General features: G+C 34.3%; 20 protein-coding genes. 9 read left to right on the top strand and 11 right to left on the bottom strand.

The features are described 5' to 3' along the window. Positions 1-7: 7 nt before the first annotated feature. Both O9307_RS13965 and O9307_RS13960 read right to left on the bottom strand, forming a co-directional pair. Positions 8-838 (bottom strand): 1,4-dihydroxy-2-naphthoyl-CoA synthase, encoded by an 831-nt coding sequence (locus tag O9307_RS13965; RefSeq protein WP_298300400.1) that lies wholly within the window; start codon positions 836-838, stop codon positions 8-10. 725 nt (positions 839-1,563) lie between these two features. Continuing rightward, complete coding sequence (locus tag O9307_RS13960) at positions 1,564-2,418, bottom strand: S1-like domain-containing RNA-binding protein (RefSeq protein WP_159684370.1); 855 nt, start codon at positions 2,416-2,418, stop codon at positions 1,564-1,566. Positions 2,419-2,593: 175 nt separating this feature from the next. Here O9307_RS13960 and O9307_RS13955 point away from each other — a divergent pair, with 175 nt between their 5' ends. Beyond that, positions 2,594-3,946, top strand: a complete 1,353-nt coding sequence (locus O9307_RS13955; protein ID WP_298300394.1) for a M20/M25/M40 family metallo-hydrolase — start codon at positions 2,594-2,596, stop codon at positions 3,944-3,946. A gap of 220 nt (positions 3,947-4,166) precedes the next feature. Here O9307_RS13955 and O9307_RS13950 read toward each other — a convergent pair whose 3' ends face one another. The 7 genes from O9307_RS13950 to O9307_RS13920 form a co-directional block, all read right to left on the bottom strand. Then, positions 4,167-4,577 (bottom strand): ankyrin repeat domain-containing protein, encoded by a 411-nt coding sequence (locus tag O9307_RS13950; RefSeq protein WP_298300392.1) that lies wholly within the window; start codon positions 4,575-4,577, stop codon positions 4,167-4,169. Positions 4,578-4,872: 295 nt separating this feature from the next. Next, entirely contained in the window at positions 4,873-5,574 is a 702-nt protein-coding gene (locus tag O9307_RS13945) for a hypothetical protein (protein WP_298300390.1), read from the bottom strand. A gap of 229 nt (positions 5,575-5,803) precedes the next feature. Further along, complete coding sequence (locus tag O9307_RS13940; RefSeq protein ID WP_298300388.1) at positions 5,804-6,754, bottom strand: phosphoribosylaminoimidazolesuccinocarboxamide synthase; 951 nt, start codon at positions 6,752-6,754, stop codon at positions 5,804-5,806. 82 nt (positions 6,755-6,836) lie between these two features. Further along, positions 6,837-9,194, bottom strand: a complete 2,358-nt coding sequence (locus O9307_RS13935) for a prolyl oligopeptidase family serine peptidase (protein WP_298300386.1) — start codon at positions 9,192-9,194, stop codon at positions 6,837-6,839. A 5-nt stretch (positions 9,195-9,199) separates the two neighbouring features. Further along, complete coding sequence (locus O9307_RS13930) at positions 9,200-9,808, bottom strand: hypothetical protein (RefSeq protein ID WP_298300384.1); 609 nt, start codon at positions 9,806-9,808, stop codon at positions 9,200-9,202. 42 nt (positions 9,809-9,850) lie between these two features. Continuing rightward, positions 9,851-10,654, bottom strand: a complete 804-nt coding sequence (locus O9307_RS13925; protein ID WP_298300382.1) for a Cof-type HAD-IIB family hydrolase — start codon at positions 10,652-10,654, stop codon at positions 9,851-9,853. Positions 10,655-10,763: 109 nt separating this feature from the next. Then, on the bottom strand, positions 10,764-11,717 hold the full coding sequence (locus O9307_RS13920; protein ID WP_298300380.1) for a PhoH family protein: 954 nt from the start codon (positions 11,715-11,717) through the stop codon (positions 10,764-10,766). 108 nt (positions 11,718-11,825) lie between these two features. On the opposite strand from O9307_RS13920, the gene O9307_RS13915 reads away from it, so the two are divergent. The 5 genes from O9307_RS13915 to dnaN all read left to right on the top strand — a co-directional run bounded on the left by O9307_RS13915 (position 11,826) and on the right by dnaN (position 16,695). Next, complete coding sequence (locus tag O9307_RS13915; protein ID WP_298300378.1) at positions 11,826-12,653, top strand: SAM-dependent chlorinase/fluorinase; 828 nt, start codon at positions 11,826-11,828, stop codon at positions 12,651-12,653. A 42-nt stretch (positions 12,654-12,695) separates the two neighbouring features. Then, the gene (locus O9307_RS13910; protein ID WP_298300375.1) at positions 12,696-12,992 is read left to right on the top strand and encodes an antibiotic biosynthesis monooxygenase family protein; all 297 of its coding nucleotides are present in this window, start codon (positions 12,696-12,698) and stop codon (positions 12,990-12,992) included. Between the two features lie 68 nt (positions 12,993-13,060). Further along, positions 13,061-13,786 (top strand): gliding motility-associated ABC transporter permease subunit GldF, encoded by a 726-nt coding sequence (gene gldF / locus O9307_RS13905; RefSeq protein ID WP_298300374.1) that lies wholly within the window; start codon positions 13,061-13,063, stop codon positions 13,784-13,786. After that, the gene (gene gldG, locus O9307_RS13900) at positions 13,786-15,471 is read left to right on the top strand and encodes a gliding motility-associated ABC transporter substrate-binding protein GldG (protein ID WP_298300372.1); all 1,686 of its coding nucleotides are present in this window, start codon (positions 13,786-13,788) and stop codon (positions 15,469-15,471) included. The genes gldF and gldG overlap by 1 nt, the downstream gene beginning before the upstream one ends. Positions 15,472-15,576: 105 nt before the next feature. Further along, positions 15,577-16,695: a DNA polymerase III subunit beta gene (gene dnaN / locus O9307_RS13895; protein WP_298300370.1), complete on the top strand. Its 1,119-nt coding sequence runs from the start codon at positions 15,577-15,579 to the stop codon at positions 16,693-16,695. 290 nt (positions 16,696-16,985) lie between these two features. Here dnaN and O9307_RS13890 read toward each other — a convergent pair whose 3' ends face one another. Next, positions 16,986-18,758 carry a DNA mismatch repair protein gene (locus O9307_RS13890; RefSeq protein ID WP_298300368.1) on the bottom strand — a complete coding sequence of 591 codons (1,773 nt, stop codon included), beginning with the start codon at positions 18,756-18,758 and terminating at the stop codon, positions 16,986-16,988. Positions 18,759-19,080: 322 nt separating this feature from the next. Beyond that, a complete protein-coding gene (locus tag O9307_RS13885) occupies positions 19,081-19,926 on the bottom strand; it encodes a universal stress protein (protein ID WP_298300367.1) in 846 nt (281 codons plus the stop codon). Positions 19,927-20,121: 195 nt separating this feature from the next. Here O9307_RS13885 and mnmE point away from each other — a divergent pair, with 195 nt between their 5' ends. The 3 genes from mnmE (at position 20,122) to O9307_RS13870 (ending at position 23,647) form a co-directional block, all read left to right on the top strand. Then, entirely contained in the window at positions 20,122-21,510 is a 1,389-nt protein-coding gene (gene mnmE / locus O9307_RS13880; protein ID WP_298300365.1) for a tRNA uridine-5-carboxymethylaminomethyl(34) synthesis GTPase MnmE, read from the top strand. A 148-nt stretch (positions 21,511-21,658) separates the two neighbouring features. Beyond that, the gene (locus tag O9307_RS13875; RefSeq protein WP_298300364.1) at positions 21,659-22,789 is read left to right on the top strand and encodes a site-specific integrase; all 1,131 of its coding nucleotides are present in this window, start codon (positions 21,659-21,661) and stop codon (positions 22,787-22,789) included. A 3-nt stretch (positions 22,790-22,792) separates the two neighbouring features. After that, positions 22,793-23,647, top strand: a complete 855-nt coding sequence (locus O9307_RS13870; protein WP_298300362.1) for a hypothetical protein — start codon at positions 22,793-22,795, stop codon at positions 23,645-23,647. The last annotated feature ends 110 nt before the right edge of the window (positions 23,648-23,757 follow it).

Here is a 23,757-nt window from a genome sequence, read left to right as displayed (position 1 = left end):
CTCCCTTTTAAGGCAACCATTTCTTTTCGAAATTTGGTTTGCGTTTTTCTAAGAATGCATTTCTACCTTCTTTGGCTTCTTCGGTCATATAAGCCAAGCGAGTGGCTTCGCCTGCAAAAACTTGTTGTCCCACCATACCGTCATCGGTTAGATTCATAGCAAATTTCAGCATTTTGATGGCCATTGGTGATTTTGCCAATACCTGCTGTGCCCATTGATAAGCGGTATCTTCTAATTCATCGTGAGGAATCACAGCATTGACCATTCCCATTTCAAACGCATCTTGAGCAGAATAATTTCGTCCCAAAAAGAATATTTCTCGTGCTTTTTTCTGTCCTACCATTTTAGCCAAGTATGCTGAGCCATAACCACCATCAAAACTGGTTACATCGGCATCAGTTTGTTTGAAAATAGCGTGTTCTTTGCTGGCTAGCGTCATGTCGCAAACCACATGCAAACTGTGTCCACCACCAACAGCCCATCCTGGCACCACTGCAATAACTACTTTTGGCATAAAACGGATTAAACGTTGTACTTCTAGAATGTTCAAACGATGTTGTCCATCATCTCCTACATAGCCTTGATGACCTCTGGCATTTTGGTCACCACCACTGCAGAATGAATACACTCCATCTTTGGTAGAAGGACCTTCGGCAGACAATAAGACTACTCCAATAGAAGTATCTTCTTGAGCATCATAAAAAGCTTGGTATAATTCGGAAGTCGTTTTAGGCCTGAAAGCGTTACGAACATTAGGTCTGTTGAATGCAATTCTAGCTACACCATTGCATTTCTTATAGGTTATATCTTCAAATTCTCTAGCGGTAATCCATTCCATTCGTTACAATTTTAAATTTTAGTGTAAAAATAAAGCATTTTTCTATTTTATACTATTCTTATTGAATAAGCTTTGGTAATCCTAATCTGACGAATCTTTTTGAAGTGTTAAAATTGGTCAGAAAATCAGATTTTTAACAAAGAGCAATCAAAAAAATAAGTACTTTTAATCATTGCTAATCAGCGTTGTACTTCTTTTTTTTGAGCTAAGATTAGCGCGGATTTTTTCACTGAATTATTAACCTTAAAAAATGAAAGCTTTTGAAATTATTTAAAAAAAATGTCGCTCAATTTTTTTCGGAAAGAATGATAAAATCTACTTCAAAAACAATTGAGCAAATGGTTGATTCGTTTGCAAAAAATACTAGAACATAATAGTAGCACCTACAGTTAACAATAAGCGTTTCAATTTGGTTACCTAAAAGAAATAAGGGAGTTTAACCACAATCGAATCCTTACAATTTATATAAGAACTAATGGTTTTATTGCAAGGTTAATTCTATTATTTTTGAACCAATCGAAAATTCCATTTAAAGACAAAACATTCAATAGGTATTTTACACTTAAGTTAATCTATTATAAGCAGTTACTTTACGTTAAAAACTGTTGTTTTTCAGGTGATACAAAGACCTTACGAATGCATCCTTTTTGAAGACAATATGTCATCAAAAGAGAAAAGGCTAACCGTATATCGATTAGCCTTTTTTTTATTTTATGCTGTTAGAATTACTCTTGAATCAAATAAATCCCGTCTTCTTTAATCTCGATTACTTTATCTCTGTATAATGCACCAATAGCTTTTTTGAATGTTTTTTTACTCATCTTCAAAACAGTTTTAATGTCTTCTGGATGCGAATTATCATTTAATCGCAAGAAACCGCGACTTGCTCTTAATTCATTCAAAATCTTTTCAGCATTAGGCTCAATGTTTTGATAACCTTGAATTTGCAACGAAACATCAATCTTATTATCAGGACGAATATTTTTGATGTAGCCTCGCATTCTGTCCCCAGTTCGGATGGCATCATCATACACTTCATCTTTATAAAGTAAACCTTTATGCTTTTCGTTGATGATTACGTTAATCCCAATCTCGGTAATATGCGAAACAATTAAATCTACTTCTTCTCCTTTTTCAACAGTAAGCACATCATTACTCAAAAACTGATTGGTTTTACTAGATGCAACCAATCGATTGGTTTTTTCATCCATATACAAATACACCAAATAACGCTTTCCTTTTTCCATAGGACGCGCTTGCTCTTTGAAGGGAACCAAAATATCTTTTTCCATTCCCCAATCCATAAAAGCACCTACTTGGTTGATGTAATTTACTCTTAGTAAAGCAAATTCATTCAATAAAATATAAGGCTCTAAAGTTGTTGCTACAGGTCGTTGTTCATGGTCTAAATACACAAAAACTATCAATTCCTCTCCAATTTCAAATTCGTTTGGAACATATTTGTTAGGCAAAAGAATATCGTGTATTCCTTCTGGGTCTTGCTCAGGGTTACCCAAAAACAAACCTACTTTGGTATCTCTTAAAATGGTTAGGGTATTGTATTTTCCTATTTGAATCATTTTCTTCTATTTTCTATGGCGCAAAGGTACAAAGACTTTGCTTTATTCTAGAGTTAAGCGTTGAGATTCTTCAATGTATCTTGTGAAGCTCATCATTGTACAAGTGTTAATCTCTAAATCAAAATACCTAAAACTATTTTAATTGTTTAAATTTGAAAAAATCAAACTAACTCCAATGAAACCAACTGTACTTTTTCAACTCTTTTTACTACTCTTTGTAGTTCCAAATTTACACTCTCAAAACACAACTTCCGACCCAGAAATCTTCAAAATGGTGAATGAAGTCAAAACCGAAAACCTAGAAGCCATTGTAAAGAAATTAGTTTCTTTTGGTACGCGACATACTTTAAGTGATACTAAAAGTAACACCCGCGGAATAGGTGCTGCTCAGCGCTGGGTAAAATCAGAATTTGACAAATACGCATTAGCTTCTAATGGGCGATTGACTTCTAAAATTGACTATTTCACCATCAAGGCCGATGGCAAACGAATCGCTGTGGATAGCGAACTAGGCAATGTAATGGCAACCCTAAAAGGAACTGACCCAACCGATAATCGTGTATTAATAATTAGTGGGCACTTGGATTCCCGTGCTTCTGATGTAATGGATGCCAAATCGGATGCGCCAGGAGCAAACGATGATGGTTCGGGAGTGGCTTGTGTAATGGAACTAGCCAGAATCATGAGCCAAAGAGAATTTCCGTTTACCCTTATATTCGTTACTGTAGTCGGAGAAGAACAAGGATTATATGGAGCAAAACATTTAGCTGATATAGCCAAAGAACAAAAATGGAACCTGATTGCCATGCTCAATAATGACATGATTGGCAATAGTTTATCAAGCGGTACACAACTGCGCGATAACACTCAAGTTCGCGTATTTAGCGAAACAATTCCTTATACCGAAACGGAGGCAGAAGCCAAAATGAGAAAAGCTACCAATCGCGACAATGATAGTCCGTCCCGACAATTGGCCCGTTATATCAAAACCGTCACCCAACAATACGTGCCTCAATTAGACATTCAATTGGTGTATAGAAATGACCGCTTTTTAAGAGGTGGTGACCACACTCCTTTTAGTCAAAACGGATTTACAGCGATTCGTTTTTGTGAAATGAATGAGAACTATGACCATCAACATCAAAACGTTCGTATAGAAAACAACATACAATATGGCGATTTACCCGAGTTCATGGACTTTGAATATATGCGCAAAGTAACCTGCTCTAATTTGTCTACTTTCAGCAATTTAGCTTGGTCACCAAAAGCACCAGAAAACGTCGGAATTGAAGTTAAAGAACTAACCAATTCATCGGTATTAGTTTGGCAAGCTCCACAAGGAAAACCCGTTTTTGGACACATCATTTTAATAAGAGAAACGAGTGCGTCCCATTGGCAAAAAGCAGTTTTCACAAAAGAAAACAAAATAGAAATCCCCTACTCAAAAGACAATTACTTCTTTGCCGTACAGTCTGTAGATGCTTTAGGACATGCTAGTTTGCCCGTATTTCCTATTCCGATTCGTTAAAATACGCATCGCATAGCTAAAAATGAAAAAGTTTTGATATTTTTGAAAACAACAAAAAAAACAATCATGAGAAATTCAAAATACTTAAAAGTAGTAGTCATTGTTTTAATCGTCCTTTTTCTGGTTGCAAGTGTAATCAGTTAAAACTATAATGATAATAAACGAAAAGAAGCGGCCTCGTTGAGACCGCTTCTTTTTTTTTGATTGATGATTGCTGTTATTAACGTTGAGCCACAGCGTTTTCTTTGTTCAATTGAAGAAAAACATAGGCTTCTTTTGCATTGGATAATTGTGCATACTTTAAAGCATCGGCACCAAAACTTGTTTTTTCTTCCACTTTTGCTCCTTTGGCAATTAGTAATTTCATGATTTCAACTTTGTTGTAGCGAGCTGCAATCATTAAAGGTGTCAAACCGTATGATTTTTCATTAACATCGGCTCCAAAGTCGATTAATTTTTTGATGAATTCCAAATCGCCTTTATAAATTGCGACGTGCAAAGGTGTTGCTTCTCCATATGAAGGAGTCATAACTTTTACTTTAGCAAATGATTTAACGTTTGCCGCTTCAACTTTTGTAGCAAAACTTGACAGTACTACTACTAAACCTAAACAGATGATTGCTTTTTTCATGATGATTGTGATTTTTGATTGATGATTTTTGTTATTATTTATTGATATAAATTCTATTCAAATGTATTCATTTTTTATTTATATGCATTACAAGGTACTATTTATTAACCAATATCTAACTTTATACTTAATGACTTGACATTTAAGACATTTCAAATTTAAAATACTCTATTTCAATAGACGTTATAGAATGGTTATTGTTACATTACATAAAAAATATTAACTTTTATTTTGCATTTATAATAAGTTTTACATTCATAAACTATTTGACTTAAGTAATCTAAATAACTAAATACTATTCGGTTAGCATTTGCTGTGGAGTCACTATAGGTTCATCAAACATTTGCAAGGTTTCAATCCAATTAAAATCTAGCGGCTGTTCTGACAAAGAACTGTCCTCACCTACCACACTAAAGTCTACACTATTGCTTTCTTTAGTTGATGAAGGTGAAACTATAGCTTCATCGTACATAGCTAACGTATTGATCCAATTAAAATCTAATGTTTTACCTTCGCTCTCTTCCGTTTCTTCGATGATTGCATTTTCTTGACGTACCTTATCATTAAAAGAAGTCTCTTTCTTTGCCACTACAGCTACTACAATCACTTCTTCTTTATTCGAAACAGTATTGCTTTCGTTATCAACTAAAGTTTGGGTTTCCTCACTATCATTTTCTTCAATGATTGCACTTTCAAAAGACCAACTTCTTTCTGTTGTTGGAACCAAAGTATAAACCACAGGTGATGCTTCTAAAACAAGTTCAGGTTTTACTAAAACTATTGGACTTTCCTTTTTAACTTCAAAATTTGTTTTAACCAATTTAATTTTAGTAAAATCTGCTGTTGCTTTTTGGTTTTTATTTTGTCCAAAACTAGTATTGATTTTGGCTGCTCTTCTAGTTCCTATTTTACCGAAATTATTTTTGTTTAAACGAATTTCTAAAGTTGAAATTAAAACTACTGATACTGCTACTGTGTAAATGATTGATGCTTTCATGATTTTTATTTTTTTAGTTTTTTAATTTGTTGTTTTAAATAATAATATCCTATGCAAATATATATCTTTTAAACAGTATCTTGTTTTGCATAGTACTTATATTTAACAAATAATTAACAAAACACAAAGGATAACCCCCTAAAACAAGGAAATTGAAGTATTTACAAACAAAAAAACCTCATACTATTTTCATAATATGAGGTTTTAAATAATATGTTTTAGTCTCGTTTTATCCTTTTAGATACTCCAAAACATTGTTTTCGATACGTTCATTTATATTTGTAATATCAGCTTTCACAAACTTTTCGCCAATAATATTTTCATACAATTCAATGTAACGATCAGAAACTGATTCGATGTATTCCTCTGTCATTTCTGGGATTTGCTGTCCTTCCTTACCTTGAAAACCATTTTCAATCAACCAACGACGCACAAACTCTTTAGATAATTGCTTTTGTTCTTCCCCTTTTTCCTGTCGTTCTTGGTAGCCTTCAGTATAAAAGTAACGAGAAGAATCTGGCGTATGAATTTCATCTATTAAAACAATTTGTCCCTCTTTGGTTTTACCAAACTCATATTTGGTATCCACTAAAATCAATCCACGACTAGCGGCAATTTCAGTACCACGTTGAAACAATGCACGTGTATAATTTTCTAATACAAGATAATCTTCCTCGGTCACAATACCATTTGACAAGATAGCTTCTCTTGATATATCAGCATCGTGTTCACCGTTATCTGCTTTTGTTGTTGGCGTAATTATAGGTTCAGGGAACTTATCGTTCTCTTTGAGTCCTTCTGCCATTGTTACTCCACAAAGAGTTCTTTTACCAGCGGCATACTCACGAGCGGCGTGACCCGATAGGTATCCTCTGATTACCATTTCTACTTTAAAAGGAGTACACAGATGACCAACAGCTACGCTTGGGTCTGGAGTAGCCACTAACCAATTTGGAACAATGTCTTTAGTCAACTCCATGAACTTAGTAGCAATTTGATTTAGAATTTGTCCTTTGTATGGAATCCCTTTAGGCAATACTACATCGAATGCTGAGAGTCTATCTGTAGCGACCATTACTAAAAGTTCATCGTTTATATTGTATACTTCACGAACTTTACCGCGATAAACGGATTTTTGATTCGGAAAATTAAAATTGGTAGTCGTAATCGTTGTACTCATTGTGTTGTTAGTTGTGTGTTTTTTTAAGATTGCAAATTTAAAACTATTTCTAGGAGGAAGCAAAGAAAAGCGTTGGTATAATTTACTTGGTCTCTTTTTTTCCGATGGTTGATTCGAACAATTGCAAAATTCTACTGTACTCGTCTATCCAAGAATAAGTTTCTCTAAATCCATGAGCTTCGACTGGAAATGAAGCCAAGCTCCAATTCTTCTTTCCTAGTTCGATAAAACGTTGAGAAATACGAACAATATCTTTGTATTCTACATTATCATCAACCATTCCGTGAAGCATTAACAGATTTCCTTCCAATTTGTCTGCGTAATATATTGGAGAGCTTTTTTGAAACGCAATAGGATCCGTTTCAGGGAAATTCAAAATATTACCCGTATAGCCATGATTGTAATGTGCCCAATCGGTTACAGAACGTAAAGCTGCTCCAGAGGCAAATTCTTTTGGAGTCGTTAGCATCGCCATCAAAGTAATAAAACCACCATAAGATCCGCCATAAATCCCTACCCTGTTTGGGTCAATTCCGTATTTGTCTACCAATACTTTTTTTCCATCTATATGATCTGAAAGGTCTTTTCCTCCCATAAAACGATAAATACCCGTTCTTACCTCTCTTCCATACCCATCACTACCCCTATAGTCTATATCCAATACGGTGTAACCTAAGTCGGTTAACAAATTGTGAAACATAAATTCTCTATGATAATTACTCCAATAATTGTGAGCATTTTGCAAATACCCAGCACCATGTACAAAAATTACTGCTGCTTTATTTGCTTTAGCTTCTTCTGGCTGGTACACTCTTGCATAAACGGTAGCCCCGTCTTGTGCTTTATAGGTAATCACTTCTGGTTTTCTCCATTTGTAGCTTTTGAAAGCTTCTGATGTTGAGCTTGTAATAGGACTAAGCTTTGCGTTTTTTACATTAGAAGCTACGTACAATTCCCATGGTTTATCTTTATAAGAATAACGAACCAATAATGTAGCTTCATCAGGAGACATACTTACTTCATGCGCTCCATCGGCAGTCAATATTGGTTGCAGAACGGTATCATTGACATTCAATTTATAAAACTCACGATTTCCAGGATGCGTAGTATTGGTCGACAAATAGAATGTTTTCTTATCTTTTGACAAGGTAACGTCACGAACTTCCCATTTGCCAGTTGTTACTTGTGTTTTCTTTTTTGTCTTCAAATTATAGGTATACAAATGAGAAAAACCCGTAGCTTCAGATTGGAAATAAATGGTTTCATTGTCATACAAAAAGCCCAAATTCCCCGAACCAAATGAATAGGAAGGAATGCCAGGTCCGCCAATCCAAGCCTCGTCATGTTGATGATCTATTTCTTCGAAAGTACCGTTTTCTAGATTGAGATTTACCAACCAACGCTCTTTGTTGTCTTGGCTTCGGATTTCTACCACCGCAAAGGAACCCGTTTCGTTGTAGACTGGCTCTTGTGCAATAATTAATTTTTCTTCTTTGTCTTTCTTTTTCAGATTATCATATAACGCATAATATTCTGGTTGCTCTTTGATATGCGATAATTTTGAAAAATTAATCATATATACCGTGTCTTTGGCTACATTATAAATTCCCATTTTAGAATTTACTAAGTTTTTGACAGATACTTTCTCTTTGGTATCTGGCCATTGGTTATAACCGTCAGCAGTGATAAAAACTTCCATTTTTTCGCTTTTATTTTTCGCTTCTTGTGTCAGTCTAAAAGTAGCAAACCTTCCATCAGGGCTCATCTTGAAAGCTCCCAAATCATCTTCGCCGTACAAATATTCTTTAGGGAAATCAGATTTAATGGCCTTGGCTCGATCTGCATTCCACTTCTTTTTGGCTTCTTGGTCTCTAATAAATTGAAATAACTCGGTTTGTTGTGTTTTCAAAAATGATTTTTCTTCCTCCTTTTTGGGTTTTGAAGTCCCTTTTTTGAAATTAGTCATCTGAAGTAACGTCCCTGCTTTGGTGTCGAACTGCATCAAATTATCATTTTGTCCAAAAAACAAAACTCCTTCTTTACTTCCTAACTCTAAATTAGTGATAGAAGCAGTAGTAGCATATATTTTTTTGGTCACTTTATCTTTAATACTATAAGAAAAAATAGCACCTTTGTTGCTATAATATCCGACAGTACCACTCTTGTTGATTTTGATATTGTATCGAGAGAAAGCAGCTTCTTCAGGTGTAGCCAATTTTGGTGCTGTGGCTCCTTTTTGCCAAAAATACGTACTTGCTCCCCATTCTTTGTCGGGATTCCATTCAAAAAAAACTTTTTGACCATCTACTGACCAACGAGGGTTTTCGGGTTGCCAGCCAATGAAATCATTTCCTTTCATGATTTCTTCTAACTTAAGTGATTGGTTATATCCGATGAAAGCGGTTAAAAGTAAAAAGAGGGGCCATTTTTTTTTAATCATTTGTTTTATTTTTTAATTAATTCTAAAAATCCTTCGCCGTTTGCATTAATCGACTTGATAAATTCTTCTTCGGTAACCGAATTCAATGTTCTAATATTTTCTATTGAAGTGAGACAAAAACCAGTTTCTGAAAAGACACTAGCATTCGAAAAATATACAATTACCTCACCATTATCATTCTTTTCTTTTAAAAATGCGGGGATCCAACTTCCATTAAATTGAAACAAAACAGGTATCTTTTCAGGTATTATCGGCGTTTCTTCATTTTTATCTTCATTTATTAACTTTTGCTTAGCCATCTCTTTGTGTTTTTCATATCCTGGTAGATAAATCTTTAACTTTTTATCAATAGAATCACTAATACGTTTAAAGAAGCTCAACCGTACCAAAAAGCCACAAATAAGCAGAAAAGAAAAAAGAAAAAGAACACCAAAAATATTAGCCATGTTTTTTCCTAAAATTGTATCCAAGCCTAAAAACTTAGCCATTCCACTACCGAACTTAGCAAAGAAACCAAAAGTTTTTTGAACGATAATCATTAAAACAAATAATGGTAATAAAAATAAAACTCCAGCAAATAAATTATTTTTGCAATTATCAATAAGTTTTTCCATGTGATAAAAAATTTGTTACTAGTTAAATTATTTGATATTTTTCTATAAAATATTTTGAGCGAGGTAAGTGGCTACCGCATTGTCATTATTAGAAGCTATTACTTCTAAATGTTGCAATTTGTCTTTTAAAGTATCCGGAGCATTTTGCATGATTACCCCTTTGGCTACAGCAGCCAGCATTCTTTCATCATTAAATCCGTCTCCAAAAGCAATGGCATTGTTAAGAGAGTAACCTTCTCTATTTACTATTTTTTCAATGGCGACACTTTTGTCTACCGACTTATCCATGAACTCTAAGCAAAAAGGCAAACTGAAAGCATGAGAAAGATACTCCGAATGATGCTCTAGAATTTGATCTTTTAAGTCTTGTAACACTTCGTGACTATCGTGCGTAAAAAATAGCTTTATTGCACTATAATCTGTTAAGCTATTGAAATCAACCACTTCTGGAGGATAAGACAAATCCCGCTGAAAACTATTGATTTTCTTATTCGTTTTGGATGTTAACCAAACTTTCTCTTTGAAAAGTACGGTAGTAATAGTAGAATCAATATCTAATTGAAAAACAGAAGCAACGATTTCACTTTTGATATCAAAAGCAAACAAAAGTTCATTATTGGGAGCATGAATTCTAGCACCATTTGAAGTGACAAGGTAGACCGGAATATTTAATCCTTTGATAATTGCCTTTGCGTCAAGGTGGTGTCTGCCAGTAGCTATGATAATTAGATATCCTTTTTGATGCAATTGATCAAAAACTGCTTTGGTTTCGGCTGTAATTTCGTGATTTGAATTGAGTAATGTTCCGTCTAGATCAGAAACTATTACTTTGATGTTTGAGTGCATATCCTTCATTATAAATCCCTCTTCTTCCTTTTTTTTGAATAAATAACAAAGCGAAAAGAACCGCTTAAAACTGGCAAATTCTTTTCGCTTGTTTAACTAAATTTAAAAGCTAATAATCATTATTCTCAATCTGTTTGTAAGCATCGATTACTTTTTTAACCAAACGATGACGAACGATATCTTTGTCATCCAAATAGATGATTCCAATGCCTTCTATATCTTTCAAAACTAATAAAGCTTCTTTAAGTCCCGAAATGGTTCTTCTAGGTAAATCAACTTGTCCCGGATCTCCAGTAATCATGAACTTAGCACATTTTCCCATACGTGTTAGAAACATCTTCATTTGTGAGTGTGTGGTGTTTTGTGCTTCATCCAAAATGACAAAAGCATGATCTAAGGTTCTACCTCTCATAAAAGCCAACGGTGCAATTTGAATGATTCCTTTAGTGATATAGTCCTCTAATTTTTCATTAGGCAACATATCTCGAAGCGCATCATATAAAGGTTGCATGTACGGATCCAGCTTTTCCTTCATATCCCCAGGCAAAAAACCTAAATTTTCACCTGCTTCTACGGCAGGTCGTGTCAATATGATTTTTTTGACTTGTTTTTCTTTTAAAGCCTTTACTGCCATGGCCACACCTGTATAGGTTTTCCCAGTTCCTGCAGGACCAACTGCAAATACCATATCGTTTTTATTTAAGGTATCTACCAACAATTGCTGGTTTGGCGTCATGGCTTTGATAATCTTGCCACCTACTCCATGTACTAGAATTTTGTCGTAATCAGCCATTTTTCGATTGTCTTGAGCGTCGTTCATAATCACTCTTTCAATCACATTCAAATCGATATTGTTGTATCTAGTAAAATGCAACATCAGTCTTTGGAATTGTTTTTCAAATTCATCCAGAACTTCTTTTTCCCCAAAAGCTTTCAGAGTAGACCCACGAGCCACTATTTTTAGCTTGGGATAATATTTTTTAATCATTTCAAGATGAGTATCTTGAGCGCCCCAAAACTCTTTCGGAGCGATGTCGTTTAACTCAATGGTTCTTTCGTTCAAAATGGAGTAGTATTTAATTAAAAAATAATAGCTGAAATTAGTAGCTTTGCATATCTCAAATTTAAGCAAAATAGCTTTAAATTGCCCGAAATAGTTATAAACAAAATTATGTCAATAATTACTCTTACTACCGATTACGGCTTAAAAGACTACTTTGTAGGTGCTCTTAAAGGTAAGATAATGTCGACAAATCCCAATACAACTATCATCGATTTATCTCACGAAATTGACCCATTCAATATCGTTGAAGCCAGTTATATTTTAAGTGCTGCTTATGCCAGTTTCCCCAAAGGAACCGTTCATCTAATTGGCGTAGATATTGAATTAAACAAAGAGAATCAACATATTGCCATCCAATGGAACGACCATTACTTCATTGCCGCCGATAATGGTATTTTGAGTATGTTGTGTCAAAAAATAGTACCACAAAAAATGGTCGCTATCAATATCCATGACCGTTTACATCATGGAGCATCAGATTTGGATGTATTTGTTCAAGTGGCCTGTCACTTAGCTAATGGCGGATTATTAAATGTGATTGGAAAAGAGATACAATCCATTAAAGAAGTAACCGAAATGCAAGTCGCCTTGAACGATCAAGGGAATCAATTATCAGGTTCTGTAATGTACATCGATCATTTTGGCAATGTGGTGACCAATATTACCAAAACTCAATTCACAGAAGCTGCCAAAGGACGAAATTTCGAGATTGTTTTAAAAACCAAAAGCATCAAAACAATCGTCTCAAATTATTCGTCAATTGCCGTTTCAGACAAATATCCAATGAAATATTACGAAGGAGAAAAACTGGCACTTTTCAACGAAGCTGGGTATTTAGAAATTGCCATCTATCGCAGTAACCCTTCAAAAGTAGGATCAGCACACAGTTTATTGGGATTAAATTATAGAGACACTATTACCATCAAGTTTTCATAAAACTCACCACAGAAATCATTAAAATTTAATATAAAAATCTACATGTTTGTACGAATCGTAAAATTGAGTTTTCATCCAGAACACCGAGCGGCTTTTTTGGCCAATTTTGATGTAATGAAAGACCAAATTCGGAATGCGCCTGGGAATCGTTTATTAGAATTGTATCAAGACAAATCCGATGAAAATGTGTTTTTCACTTACAGTTATTGGGAAACTGAAGCTGATTTAGAAAACTACAGACAATCGGCTTTATTTAATGACGTTTGGACGTTTACCAAGAAACTATTCAATGCCAAACCTGAAGCTTGGAGTGTTGATAAAGTAGTAAGTTTAGCTTAAATTTTCTGGTTTGAACTAGCATCAATAAACGCTTATACCGTTAAACAATTGAAATAAAAATTTAAAAAATGAAATCAATCGTAATTAGAGAAATAAAATCCTTTTTTGGCTCACCAGTGGGCTATTTGGTCATCGCCTTGTTTTTACTTATCAATGGTTTGTTCCTTTGGGTATTTGAAGGAGATTATAACATTCTCAATTCGGGCTTTGCAGATATGACACCTTTTTTTACTGTGGCTCCATGGATTTTACTTTTCTTAATTCCAGCAGTGACTATGCGAAGTTTTTCGGATGAAAAAAAACAAGGTACTTTAGAATTGTTATTGACCAAACCCTTGAGTATTTGGGAAATTACAAGCGGTAAATTTTTTGGAGCGGTACTTTTGATTGTACTCGCCATTTTACCCACTTTACTCTATGTCTATATTATTTCTAGTTTAGGTTTTCCAGAAGGTAATATTGACATGGGAAGTACCATTGGTTCCTATTTTGGGTTACTTTTCTTAATTGGTGGCTATACCTCAATTGGTATTTTTACTTCTACACTTTCTGAAAACCAAATTGTAGCGTTTATCATCGCTGTATTTTTGTGTTTTGTTTTTTATTTTGGTTTTGATGGATTGGCCAGTGTTTTTAACGGATGGAGTTCTTATATCACAGTTTTTGGGATGCAAGATCACTTTAAAAGTATGAGTAGAGGCGTTTTGGATACTCGAGACATTCTTTATTTTGTCAGCCTAACTATTTTATTTTTATCCTTTACTGTTTTTAACTTAAAATCTTTTAAAGCGTAATGAAGACTTCTAAAAAAAATAATCTTACTCAACTCCTTTATATTTTTGCAGTATTGCTGGCTTTGCAAGTAATAGGCTCTTTTTTCTTTTACCGTTTTGATTTGACCAAAGACAAAAGATACACTCTTTCTGCGACTTCATTGCACATTCTAAAAGAAGTTAAGAATCCATTAGCTGTAAAAGTGTACATGCAAGGAGATTTACCTGCAGAATTCAAGCGTTTGCAACAAGAAACCAAGCAAATTCTAGAAGAATTTCAGGCTTACAATAGCAATATTGTATTTGAATTTGTTGATCCGATGGAAAATAAAGAAGAAAGTATGGATCTCATTAAAGATTTGTACAAAAAAGGATTAACCCCAATTAACATTACTGTAGATGACAAAGGAAAACAATCCCAAGCCTTAGTTTTTCCTTGGGCAATTGCCACTTATGACAACAAGGAAGTTTCCATTCCTTTACTCAAAAACCAAATGGGAACGTCAACTACTCAAAAAGTAATAGGTTCGGTTCAGCATTTAGAATATTCCTTTTCAGATGCTTTTAATAAAATCACGAAGGCCAAACAGAAAAAAGTCGCTATCATCAAAGGAAATGGAGAGCTAAAAGAAGCTTTTATTGCTAAGTTTTTATTACAAGTGAGAGACAGTTATTTTATTGCCCCTTTCACACTTGACTCAGTAGCAAAAAATCCTTTAGGGAGTTTAGCATCACTAAAAGAATATGATTTAGCTGTTATCGCTAAACCTACAGAAGCTTTTAGCGAAAGCGAAAAACAAGTTTTAGATCAATACTTAATGAATGGCGGAAAAACGATTTGGTTAGTCGATCAGGTCGTTGCAGAAATGGATAGCCTTTACAATCCATCAGGAGCGAGTCTTGCCTACCCAAGAGACCTGAATGTAAATGACATGTTCTTTAAATACGGTATCCGTGTTAACCCAGATTTGGTAAAAGACGAGCAAGGAAGTCCAATCCAATTGGCATCTGGAGAACCAGGTAGCGCCACTCGTTTTCAACAATTCAATTGGAAGTACGCACCATTAGTGACACCAACGAGTAAGCATCCCATTGTAAAAAACTTAGGAGGTATCAAATTTGATTTTGCCAATGCCATAGACACTTTAAAAAATGGAATCAAAAAAACAATTTTGTTGCAATCCTCACCTTATTCTAAGCGAATAGGAACACCTACAGCAATAAATTTATCCATAGTTTCTGAAACCACAAGCCCTGCTGATTATCCCAATACAGGCGGGATTCCGATGGCTGTTTTATTAGAAGGTTCTTTTCATTCTGCTTTCGAGAATAGAATAAAAGCTTTTGAACAAGCTAATTTTCAATCCATTAGTAAGCCAACCAAAATGATTGTCATCTCTGATGGCGATATTCTTCGCAACCAATTGGATAAAAACCAACTTCCTGTAGAGCTAGGCTACGATCAACGCTCAGGAAATCTCTATGATAACAAAGATTTTCTGATGAATAGTGTAAATTACTTATTAGATGATAGCGGACTTATTAACATTAGAAGCAAAGATTTAGACCTTCCGTTATTGGATAAAGAAAAAGTATATGCCAATTACACCTCCATCCAAGTCTTAACTATCGGGCTTCCAATTCTAATTTTAGTCGTTTTCGGGGTACTATTTACCTATCTTCGCAAGCGCAAATATGCCCGTTAAGTGTTAATAAAAAAAATAAAAATATAAACTAGTTTAAGATATATTTGTAATCAGGTATTCTACCCTAGTTATTATAGAATCCAAGAAAAAAATAAAACAATACAGATGAAATTTATAGTATCGAGTTCGTACTTATTAAAACAATTGCAAGTTTTAGGTAGTGTAATCAACAGTAGCAATACTTTACCTATTTTAGATAACTTTTTATTCGAATTAGACAATAACCAACTGATGGTTTCAGCTTCTGATTTAGAGACCACCATGTCTGCCTCTTTAGCAATTGATTCCACCAGCAAAGGAAGTGTTGCAGTACCAGCAAAATTACTTTTAGAAATCTTAAAAACGTTCCCAGAACAACCTTTAACGTTTACTGTAGAAGAAAATAGCACTATAGAAATTAGTTCTAACTCTGGAAAATATGCTTTAGCTTATGCGCCAGGTGATGAATTTCCAAAGGCTGTTAGTCTTGATGAACCTTCAGTAACCCTTGTTCCTGCTGATGTTCTAGCAACTGCCATTAGCAAAACTATTTTTGCAGCTGGTAATGATGATTTACGTCCAGTTATGTCGGGAGTATTTTTTCAGTTCTCGCCACAAGGATTGATCTTTGTGGCAACAGATGCCCATAAACTAGTAAAATATGCTCGTACAGACGTTACCGCCTCTGAAGTAGCAGACTTTATAATGCCCAAAAAACCATTGACTATTTTAAAAAGTATTCTTTCTACTTCGGATGCGGAAGTGAAAATTGAATACAATGATAGCAATGCCACTTTCTCTTTTGACAATTACATTTTAATGTGCCGTTTAATCGACGGAAAATACCCAAATTACGAAGCGGTTATTCCAAAAGAAAACCCAAACAAATTAATCATCGATCGTACTTTGTTTTTAAGTTCAGTGCGTCGTGTGGCTATCTTTTCTAATAAAACAACACACCAAATTCGCTTGAAAATCGCTGGTGCAGAATTAAACGTATCTGCTGAAGATATTGATTACTCCAACAAAGCCGAAGAGCGTTTGACTTGTGATTATCAAGGAGACGATATGCAAATTGGCTACAACTCTCGATTCTTAACCGAAATGTTGACCAACCTTCAATCAGATATGATTATGCTTGAAATGTCTTTACCTAACCGCGCTGGAATTTTAACTCCAGTAGATGGTTTAGAAGAAGGCGAAACCGTTACCATGCTTGTAATGCCGGTTATGCTTAATAGCTAATCACTACTATTTTAAACTAACCAAAATCAATACTATTTCTTGAATCCGTAATGCCTAACCAGTTTTGCGGATTTTTTTTGGAGCAGAAAGAATGGGGATTTTCCAGAAACATCGTCCCGCTCTCCGCTGCAATCTTTGTTGCCGAACCCCAGCAACAAAGGATTTTCACTACGATCGGGGCTAAAAGGCAACATTATGTTTCTTTGCCCGCTCTTCAAAAAAACTAAAACTATAAACCAACGGATTAAAATCCGTTGCTACAATAGGAATCGTTCCTACGGAACTAAAGACTAGATGACACCCATCTTTTTCATCAAAAAGGTAGCACTCTTGTTTTGGCAAATACCTTCTCGCAATAGGTAATCGAAATGCAATTCGTCATTTTTAATTTCGACTTCGAAACATTTATTGGTTAATATTTCAGGGAATTCGTTGGTAGTCAAACACACTTCGATATCGTGGGTTGCGATCGCTCCAATCGCTTTCTTGCCAATCACTCTTTTGACCACCTCAATCGTTCCGCTACGCTTGTCATCGGAATTCGTGCCACGCAAAATTTCATCCAATAAAACAAAAGCAGGACTTTGGTCTAATCCATCCATAATTTGTTTGAGGCGCTTAATTTCTGCAAAAAAGTAGGATTCACTGTCCGATAACGAATCCGACAATCGCATCGATACTAACACTGGCAAAGGATGCACATTCGCTTGAGTAGCACAAACAGGCGCTCCCATTCCTGCCAAAACCATATTGACTCCCAAACTTCTCAAAAAAGTACTTTTGCCTGACATGTTGGAGCCAGTCAAAATCAAGAACGATTGCGGCTGAAAGGCAACAGTATTCCCTAATCTAGTTTTTGGGTTCAATAACGGATGACTCAACTTTTCAAAAGCAATTTTATATTCATCATTCAATTTTGGAAAAGCAAAATCAGGATTGTTGAATGAAAAATTGGCTAAACTATTGAGCATTTCAAATTCGCCAATTATAGCTAAGCTTTGTTCCAAATTGATGGCGTGATTTTTTTTCCAATTCACAATGGCTTTTAAAATATGAATATTATATAAGAAGAAACCATTAAAAAGTATAGCTATCAAGAAATTACTAGTGCTATCCATTTTTGAAAATAAATCAGATAATTGTTTTAACTGATGACTTACTTTGTGATTTTCATGCACTAATTGTTGTTGCAAATGATTTGCTTTCTGACTGCTGAACTTTTCATTTTCTATTTTTTCAATCAGTAAGCTGTAATTATGGACAATCGTATTGATTTCTGATGAATGCGCTGTTTCAGACAAAATTCGTTTTAGAAAGATACCGGCTACTGCTAAATTGACCATAAATAAGAGTCCGAAAAACTTAGCTAAAACCAAATTAAAGGTCAATCCATAACTTATACCCAAAACTACTAAAACAACTGGCGAAACATAAGCAAAAATCACTGCAAATCTAGACACTGACTCACTATTGAAAACACTCCAACGCAATAGTTTTTGATACATGGCTTCACAATCCTTCCCCACTTTGGCAGTTGCCAAAAAGCTTTGTCGCCAATCTAATTTTTCGCGTAATTCTTTTGTTGCTTCTTGAATTTCCTCAATTGCTGTAGCCGAATTTACATTTAACAATTGAGAAGCTAAGATTTTTTTTCCCATGAAAGTTCCGGTACGGTTCAGACTTTGGAATAAAGACTGTTGGCCGAAAATATCCAAATCATAAGCATACGGATGATGAAAATCATTGTACTCGATGCCGTCTTCAAAAGGGATGTTTTTACGTTCAAGAAAATCAATTTCATCAGCATTTATGGTAACTAAAGCTTGAGCGATATTCTTTTGGTACGCCACCCGAGTATGCCAACGCATTAAAACAAAAAAAACGACAACGGCTAAAACACCTAAAAATATCAAACTACTATTATTATTTTTTTGATAGCTATAAATAGTCAAAATCACAACTAAAACTGACCCTAAACGACCAAGACTGATACGATTGTAGTATTGTTGTAATTGTTTTACCTGAGCTTCATAAAGCGCTTTTTTTTGTATGTAAATTTCCATTGTATTCTTTAGAATGAAAAGCAAATATAAGTGTTTCAAAACTTATGAATGAAGAAAAAAATCAACCATAGATTAAGACTTCTTAGCAAAAAACTAAACACAGCTTGCACAGATTTCACAGATTAAAACTTTGTAAAAAAAAAACACGAATGAAAAAATCAATTGTGTGGTGTTATGCGTGAGGGATTGTAGTGGAGCTCTTTTTTTATCCCTTTTTTTCAAGGGATAAAAAAAAGCGGGAACGTAAAGCCCGACCCGAAGTTTTTACGTAGGGACACGCCCAAACTAAATATTTTCTCTTAGCTATATTTTTGTTTATTTTTTACGCTAAAGTCGTACCGCTTTGTAGCGCCAAAATGGGAATCTCGGAATAGTCTGAAAATTTTCGGGTGAGACTTGGACTAAATAATTCGACAAAAAAGTTGCGTTTGTAGGTCACCATGGCCAAAACATCAATGCTCTTTTGAGACACAAAATCAATAATGGTGCCTTGTACATCCTCTAGCGGAAGAATCGTAAACTGAACCGGTTCGTTGGCAAAATGAGTTTCCCATTCTTTGATGGTTTCTGGTTTTACATCGGATTGATTGGTTTTTACGTACAAGCATTTTACTTGTGCTTTCGTTTTTTTGGCAATGCTACAAACTAATTCTAAGGCTTTTTTGTCTTTTTCTCTAAACTTGGTGGTAAAACCAATGGTTGCAATTTTTTGATACGTTGCCGTGATGGGTACGCTCAAAACGGGTACTGAAACGGCTGACAAAACTGAGCCCGTATTTGTACCAACAAAAAATGTATCCCAACCCGTAGCTCCTGCGGTTCCCATGACCACAAAATTGATATTCTCTTCTTTGATTGCCATTTTAATATTGGTAACCAAATCTCCATCCATCAAACGATGGGTGATTTTGACTTTGGCCAAGCCTTCTTTTTCGGCTATGGCTCTCAGCTTTGGAATTTCGCCTTTGAAAGCATCAAATTCAGCCAATTGCAACGATTCATATATCATATAGTAGTTATCAGGCGTAAACTGACTATCTACTATAGGAAGCTGAAAAGTGTGCAATAGAACTAATTCTCCATCGACAACATCAGCCAAATGCAGGGCATGAACAAAAGCGTTAGTAGCCACTTCAGAGAAATCCGTTGGAAATAATATCTTTTTCATAGTAACTATAGTTTTAAGATTTATCGTTTAAATATTGTTTAAATATAAGAAACGTTTAATCCAATTCAACTGATATTTGTCAGTTTGCCATATATTTAACTGTAAGATAATCCTTTGATAACAAGTTGTGATTCGCAAAAGGAAATTGCAAAGCCAATACTTTTGCTTACTTTTGCAGGCAAATAGACACCTCCCATGATTCCAAACGATTCTATAGTTGCTTTAGCTACTCCTTCAGGTGCTGGAGCCATTGCCATCATTCGTATTTCTGGTCAAGATGCCATTCAAATTGGTCATACTGTTTTTCGTTCGATCAAAAACAAAGATTTGACTACTCAGAAAACGCATACCCTTCATTTGGGACATATCGTGGATGGTGCGAAAACGTTGGATCAGGTGTTGGTTTCGATTTTTAAAGGTCCAAATTCTTATACTGGAGAAAACACTATCGAAATTTCCTGTCATGGTTCTACGTATATTCAGCAACAAATTATTCAGTTGTTGTTGCGTAAAGGCTGCAGAATGGCCGATGCGGGTGAATTTACGCTTAGAGCATTTTTGAATGGAAAACTAGATTTATCCCAAGCCGAAGCCGTGGCCGATTTGATTTCGTCAGATAACGAAGCGAGTCATCAAATTGCGATGCAGCAAATGCGAGGCGGTTTTTCAAACGAAATAGCCAAATTGCGTGAAGAGCTATTGAATTTTGCCTCCCTTATCGAATTGGAATTGGATTTTGCCGAAGAAGATGTAGCATTTGCAGACAGAACTCAATTTTACGAATTAGTCAACCGCATCGAATTTGTATTGAAACGCTTGATTGATTCTTTTGCGGTGGGAAATGTTATCAAAAACGGAATTCCAGTTGCTATTGTGGGTGAACCCAATGTTGGAAAATCGACTTTATTGAACGCTTTACTAAATGAAGAACGCGCTATCGTTTCTGAAATTGCAGGAACTACACGTGACACTATCGAGGACGAATTGGTGATTGGTGGTATTGGTTTCCGATTTATTGATACGGCTGGTATTCGCGAGACTAACGATTATGTAGAGAGCATTGGGATTCAAAAGACTTTTGAAAAAATTGAGCAAGCGCAGGTCGTACTCTATATAAGCCCCCTAACCCCCAAAGGAGGAACTTTGGATGCCGTGAAGTTAGAACTTGAAAAAATAAAAAATCAGTATCCGTTAAAACCTTTGGTAGTAATCATGAATAAAAAAGATTTACTATCTGAAAATGAAATTCAAAGTATTCAAAATCAAATCCCAAATATTCTTTTGATTTCAGCCAAAAACAAAGAAGGTATCGAGGATTTAAAGCATCAATTACTTTCCTTCGTTAACACTGGTGCGCTACGAAATAATGAAACAATTGTTACCAATACAAGACATTACGATTCTTTACTTAAAGCCTTAGAGGAAATACAAAAAGTGAAATTTGGACTAGAAACCAATCTATCGAGTGACCTTATGGCTCTAGATATTCGTGAAGCCTTGTACCAATTTGGATTGATAACTGGGCAGGTTACGAATGATGAATTGTTGGGGAATATTTTTGCTAATTTTTGTATCGGGAAATAAAAGCACTTTCTTTAAGTTTCTTATTCTTTCTTTTAGTTGACTACCATTGATTTAGAGGTATTTTTATTTTCCTTTATTAACTTTAATTTATATATTTGGTACATTCAATGTACACCTCATAGTAAAAAAGGTGTAAAAATGTACACCTATGAATATTACTTTAAAGAAAAAAAAACTACAAAACGGTAGATACAGTTTATTCCTGGAATACTATAAAGGCTCTACTCAAAACTCAGAAGGTAAAAGAATTCATTTGAGGGATTTTGAGTATTTAAAAATGTATCCACATCAAGAGCCAAAAACTGCTGCTGAAAAAAAAGAAAATAAAGAAATTGATACTTTAAGCGAACAAATATTATCTATTCGAAAAGCTGAGTATTTTCAAGGTAGATTTGACATCAAAAACACCACTAAATCTAAAAAACAATTTTTAGACTTCTTTACTGAGAAAACTGAAGAAAAAATTGATTCTCCAAAAAACTATGGAAATTGGACAGCAACATTAATACATTTAAAAAAATGTATTTCTGCAAATTTGACATTTGATGAAGTAGATGAAAATTTTGTAAAAAGAGTTCGATTATACTTTGATAAAGAAGCAAAAACAAAAAGTGACACCCCCCTTTCTCTTAATTCGAAGTACTCCTATTTTAATAAATTTAAAGCATGTCTAAGATCAGCATTTGATGAAGGCTATTTATCTATTAACTATGCATCAAAGACAAAATCTTTTGAGCAAGCCGAAAGCCAAAGAGAATATTTAACTCATCAAGAGCTACAATCATTAGCAAACACTCCTTGTAAATATGAAGTTTTAAAACGAGCATTCATTGCTTCTTCCCTATCTGGCCTAAGATGGAGTGACATAAATACTTTAGTATGGTCAGAAGTTAGAGACGAGGACAATGGTGTGAGTAGGATAAATTTTCGTCAAGAGAAAACAGATGGCGTAGAATATCTCTACATATCAAAGCAAATCAGAGAATTGTTTGGAGAAAGACAAGCCCCATCTGAAAGAGTTTTTAAAGGCCTAAAATATAGTGCTGTTTACAACAATGAAATAGTCCGTTGGTGCAATCGTGCCGGAATATCAAAGCACATAACTTTCCACAGTGCAAGACATACGAATGCTGTACTTTTACTTGAAAACGGAGCTGATATCTATACTGTTTCTAAGAGATTAGGTCACCGTGAAATACGCACAACAGCAATTTATGCTAAAATTGTTGACCAAAAAATGAAAGAAGCTGCTAATTTAATACCTACTATCAATATCTAATCCATGGAAAAACACACTAAATATTTAAAATTTTACTTATTACTAATCATTACCCTAATAATTTTTTATACATATTCTTTTTCATATTTATCTTTAAACTATTTCTATATCATTACTATTTTAATAAAAACTATATTTTTAGGAATTGTATTTTTCAAATTAATAGTTACTTACAGTATTTATTTTGTCTACTACATGTTTAATTCCACATATCATGAGTACAATAAAATTGTCGAAAAACCTCGTTTACTATTTCATCTTATTTTTATTCCGCTTGCTTTAATTTTCTACAACAGTTTTTTAGAAATAATTCTTACCCATTTTAACTTTAAAGAATTACCTACTTATTGGTATACTAATTATATTCCACAAAATATTGAATCAAGCATATACTTAAGTGGCTTTACAGTTTCTATTTTGGTTGTTTTTTTTACAAGAACTAAGCAATTTGAAAACCTTTTAATACCACTAATTGAAAAAAAGTTAACTGATAAAACAATATTACTAGAATTTAACGAAAAAAGTGATTTGAAAAATTTATACGATAAAGAACTTATTAAAAATAATAGATGCGAAATTACTTTTGAAAATCTTAAACTTTTTTCAGAGGGACAAAAAATGAGTGAAAAAGCAAAATGGATTGATATAAAAGGACAAAAATCCACTAAAAAAGCTCCAAATAAAGAGATTAACTATGGTTTTATTTTTGATATGCTGCATGAAAATATAATTAAAGGAGGAATAAAAAATTTATCAACTGAAAGAAGAAAACTCGTTATGAATCTCATTGTAGATAATTTTCTAAAAGGAGACCAAGAAATAGTTTATAACCTGAACTCGATTAATAATTTGGGTTGAAAATATTGCACAAAAAGGTAAAATTTAGTATATTTAAATCTCTGACAATTAAATATTTAACTAAATTCTACCTTATGATTTGTTTCGATAAAATTACTGATATTTTTTCT

This window comes from Flavobacterium sp. (assembly GCF_027531905.1).
Lineage (GTDB): Bacteria > Bacteroidota > Bacteroidia > Flavobacteriales > Flavobacteriaceae > Flavobacterium.
This window is presented reverse-complemented; position numbering and strand designations above follow the sequence as displayed.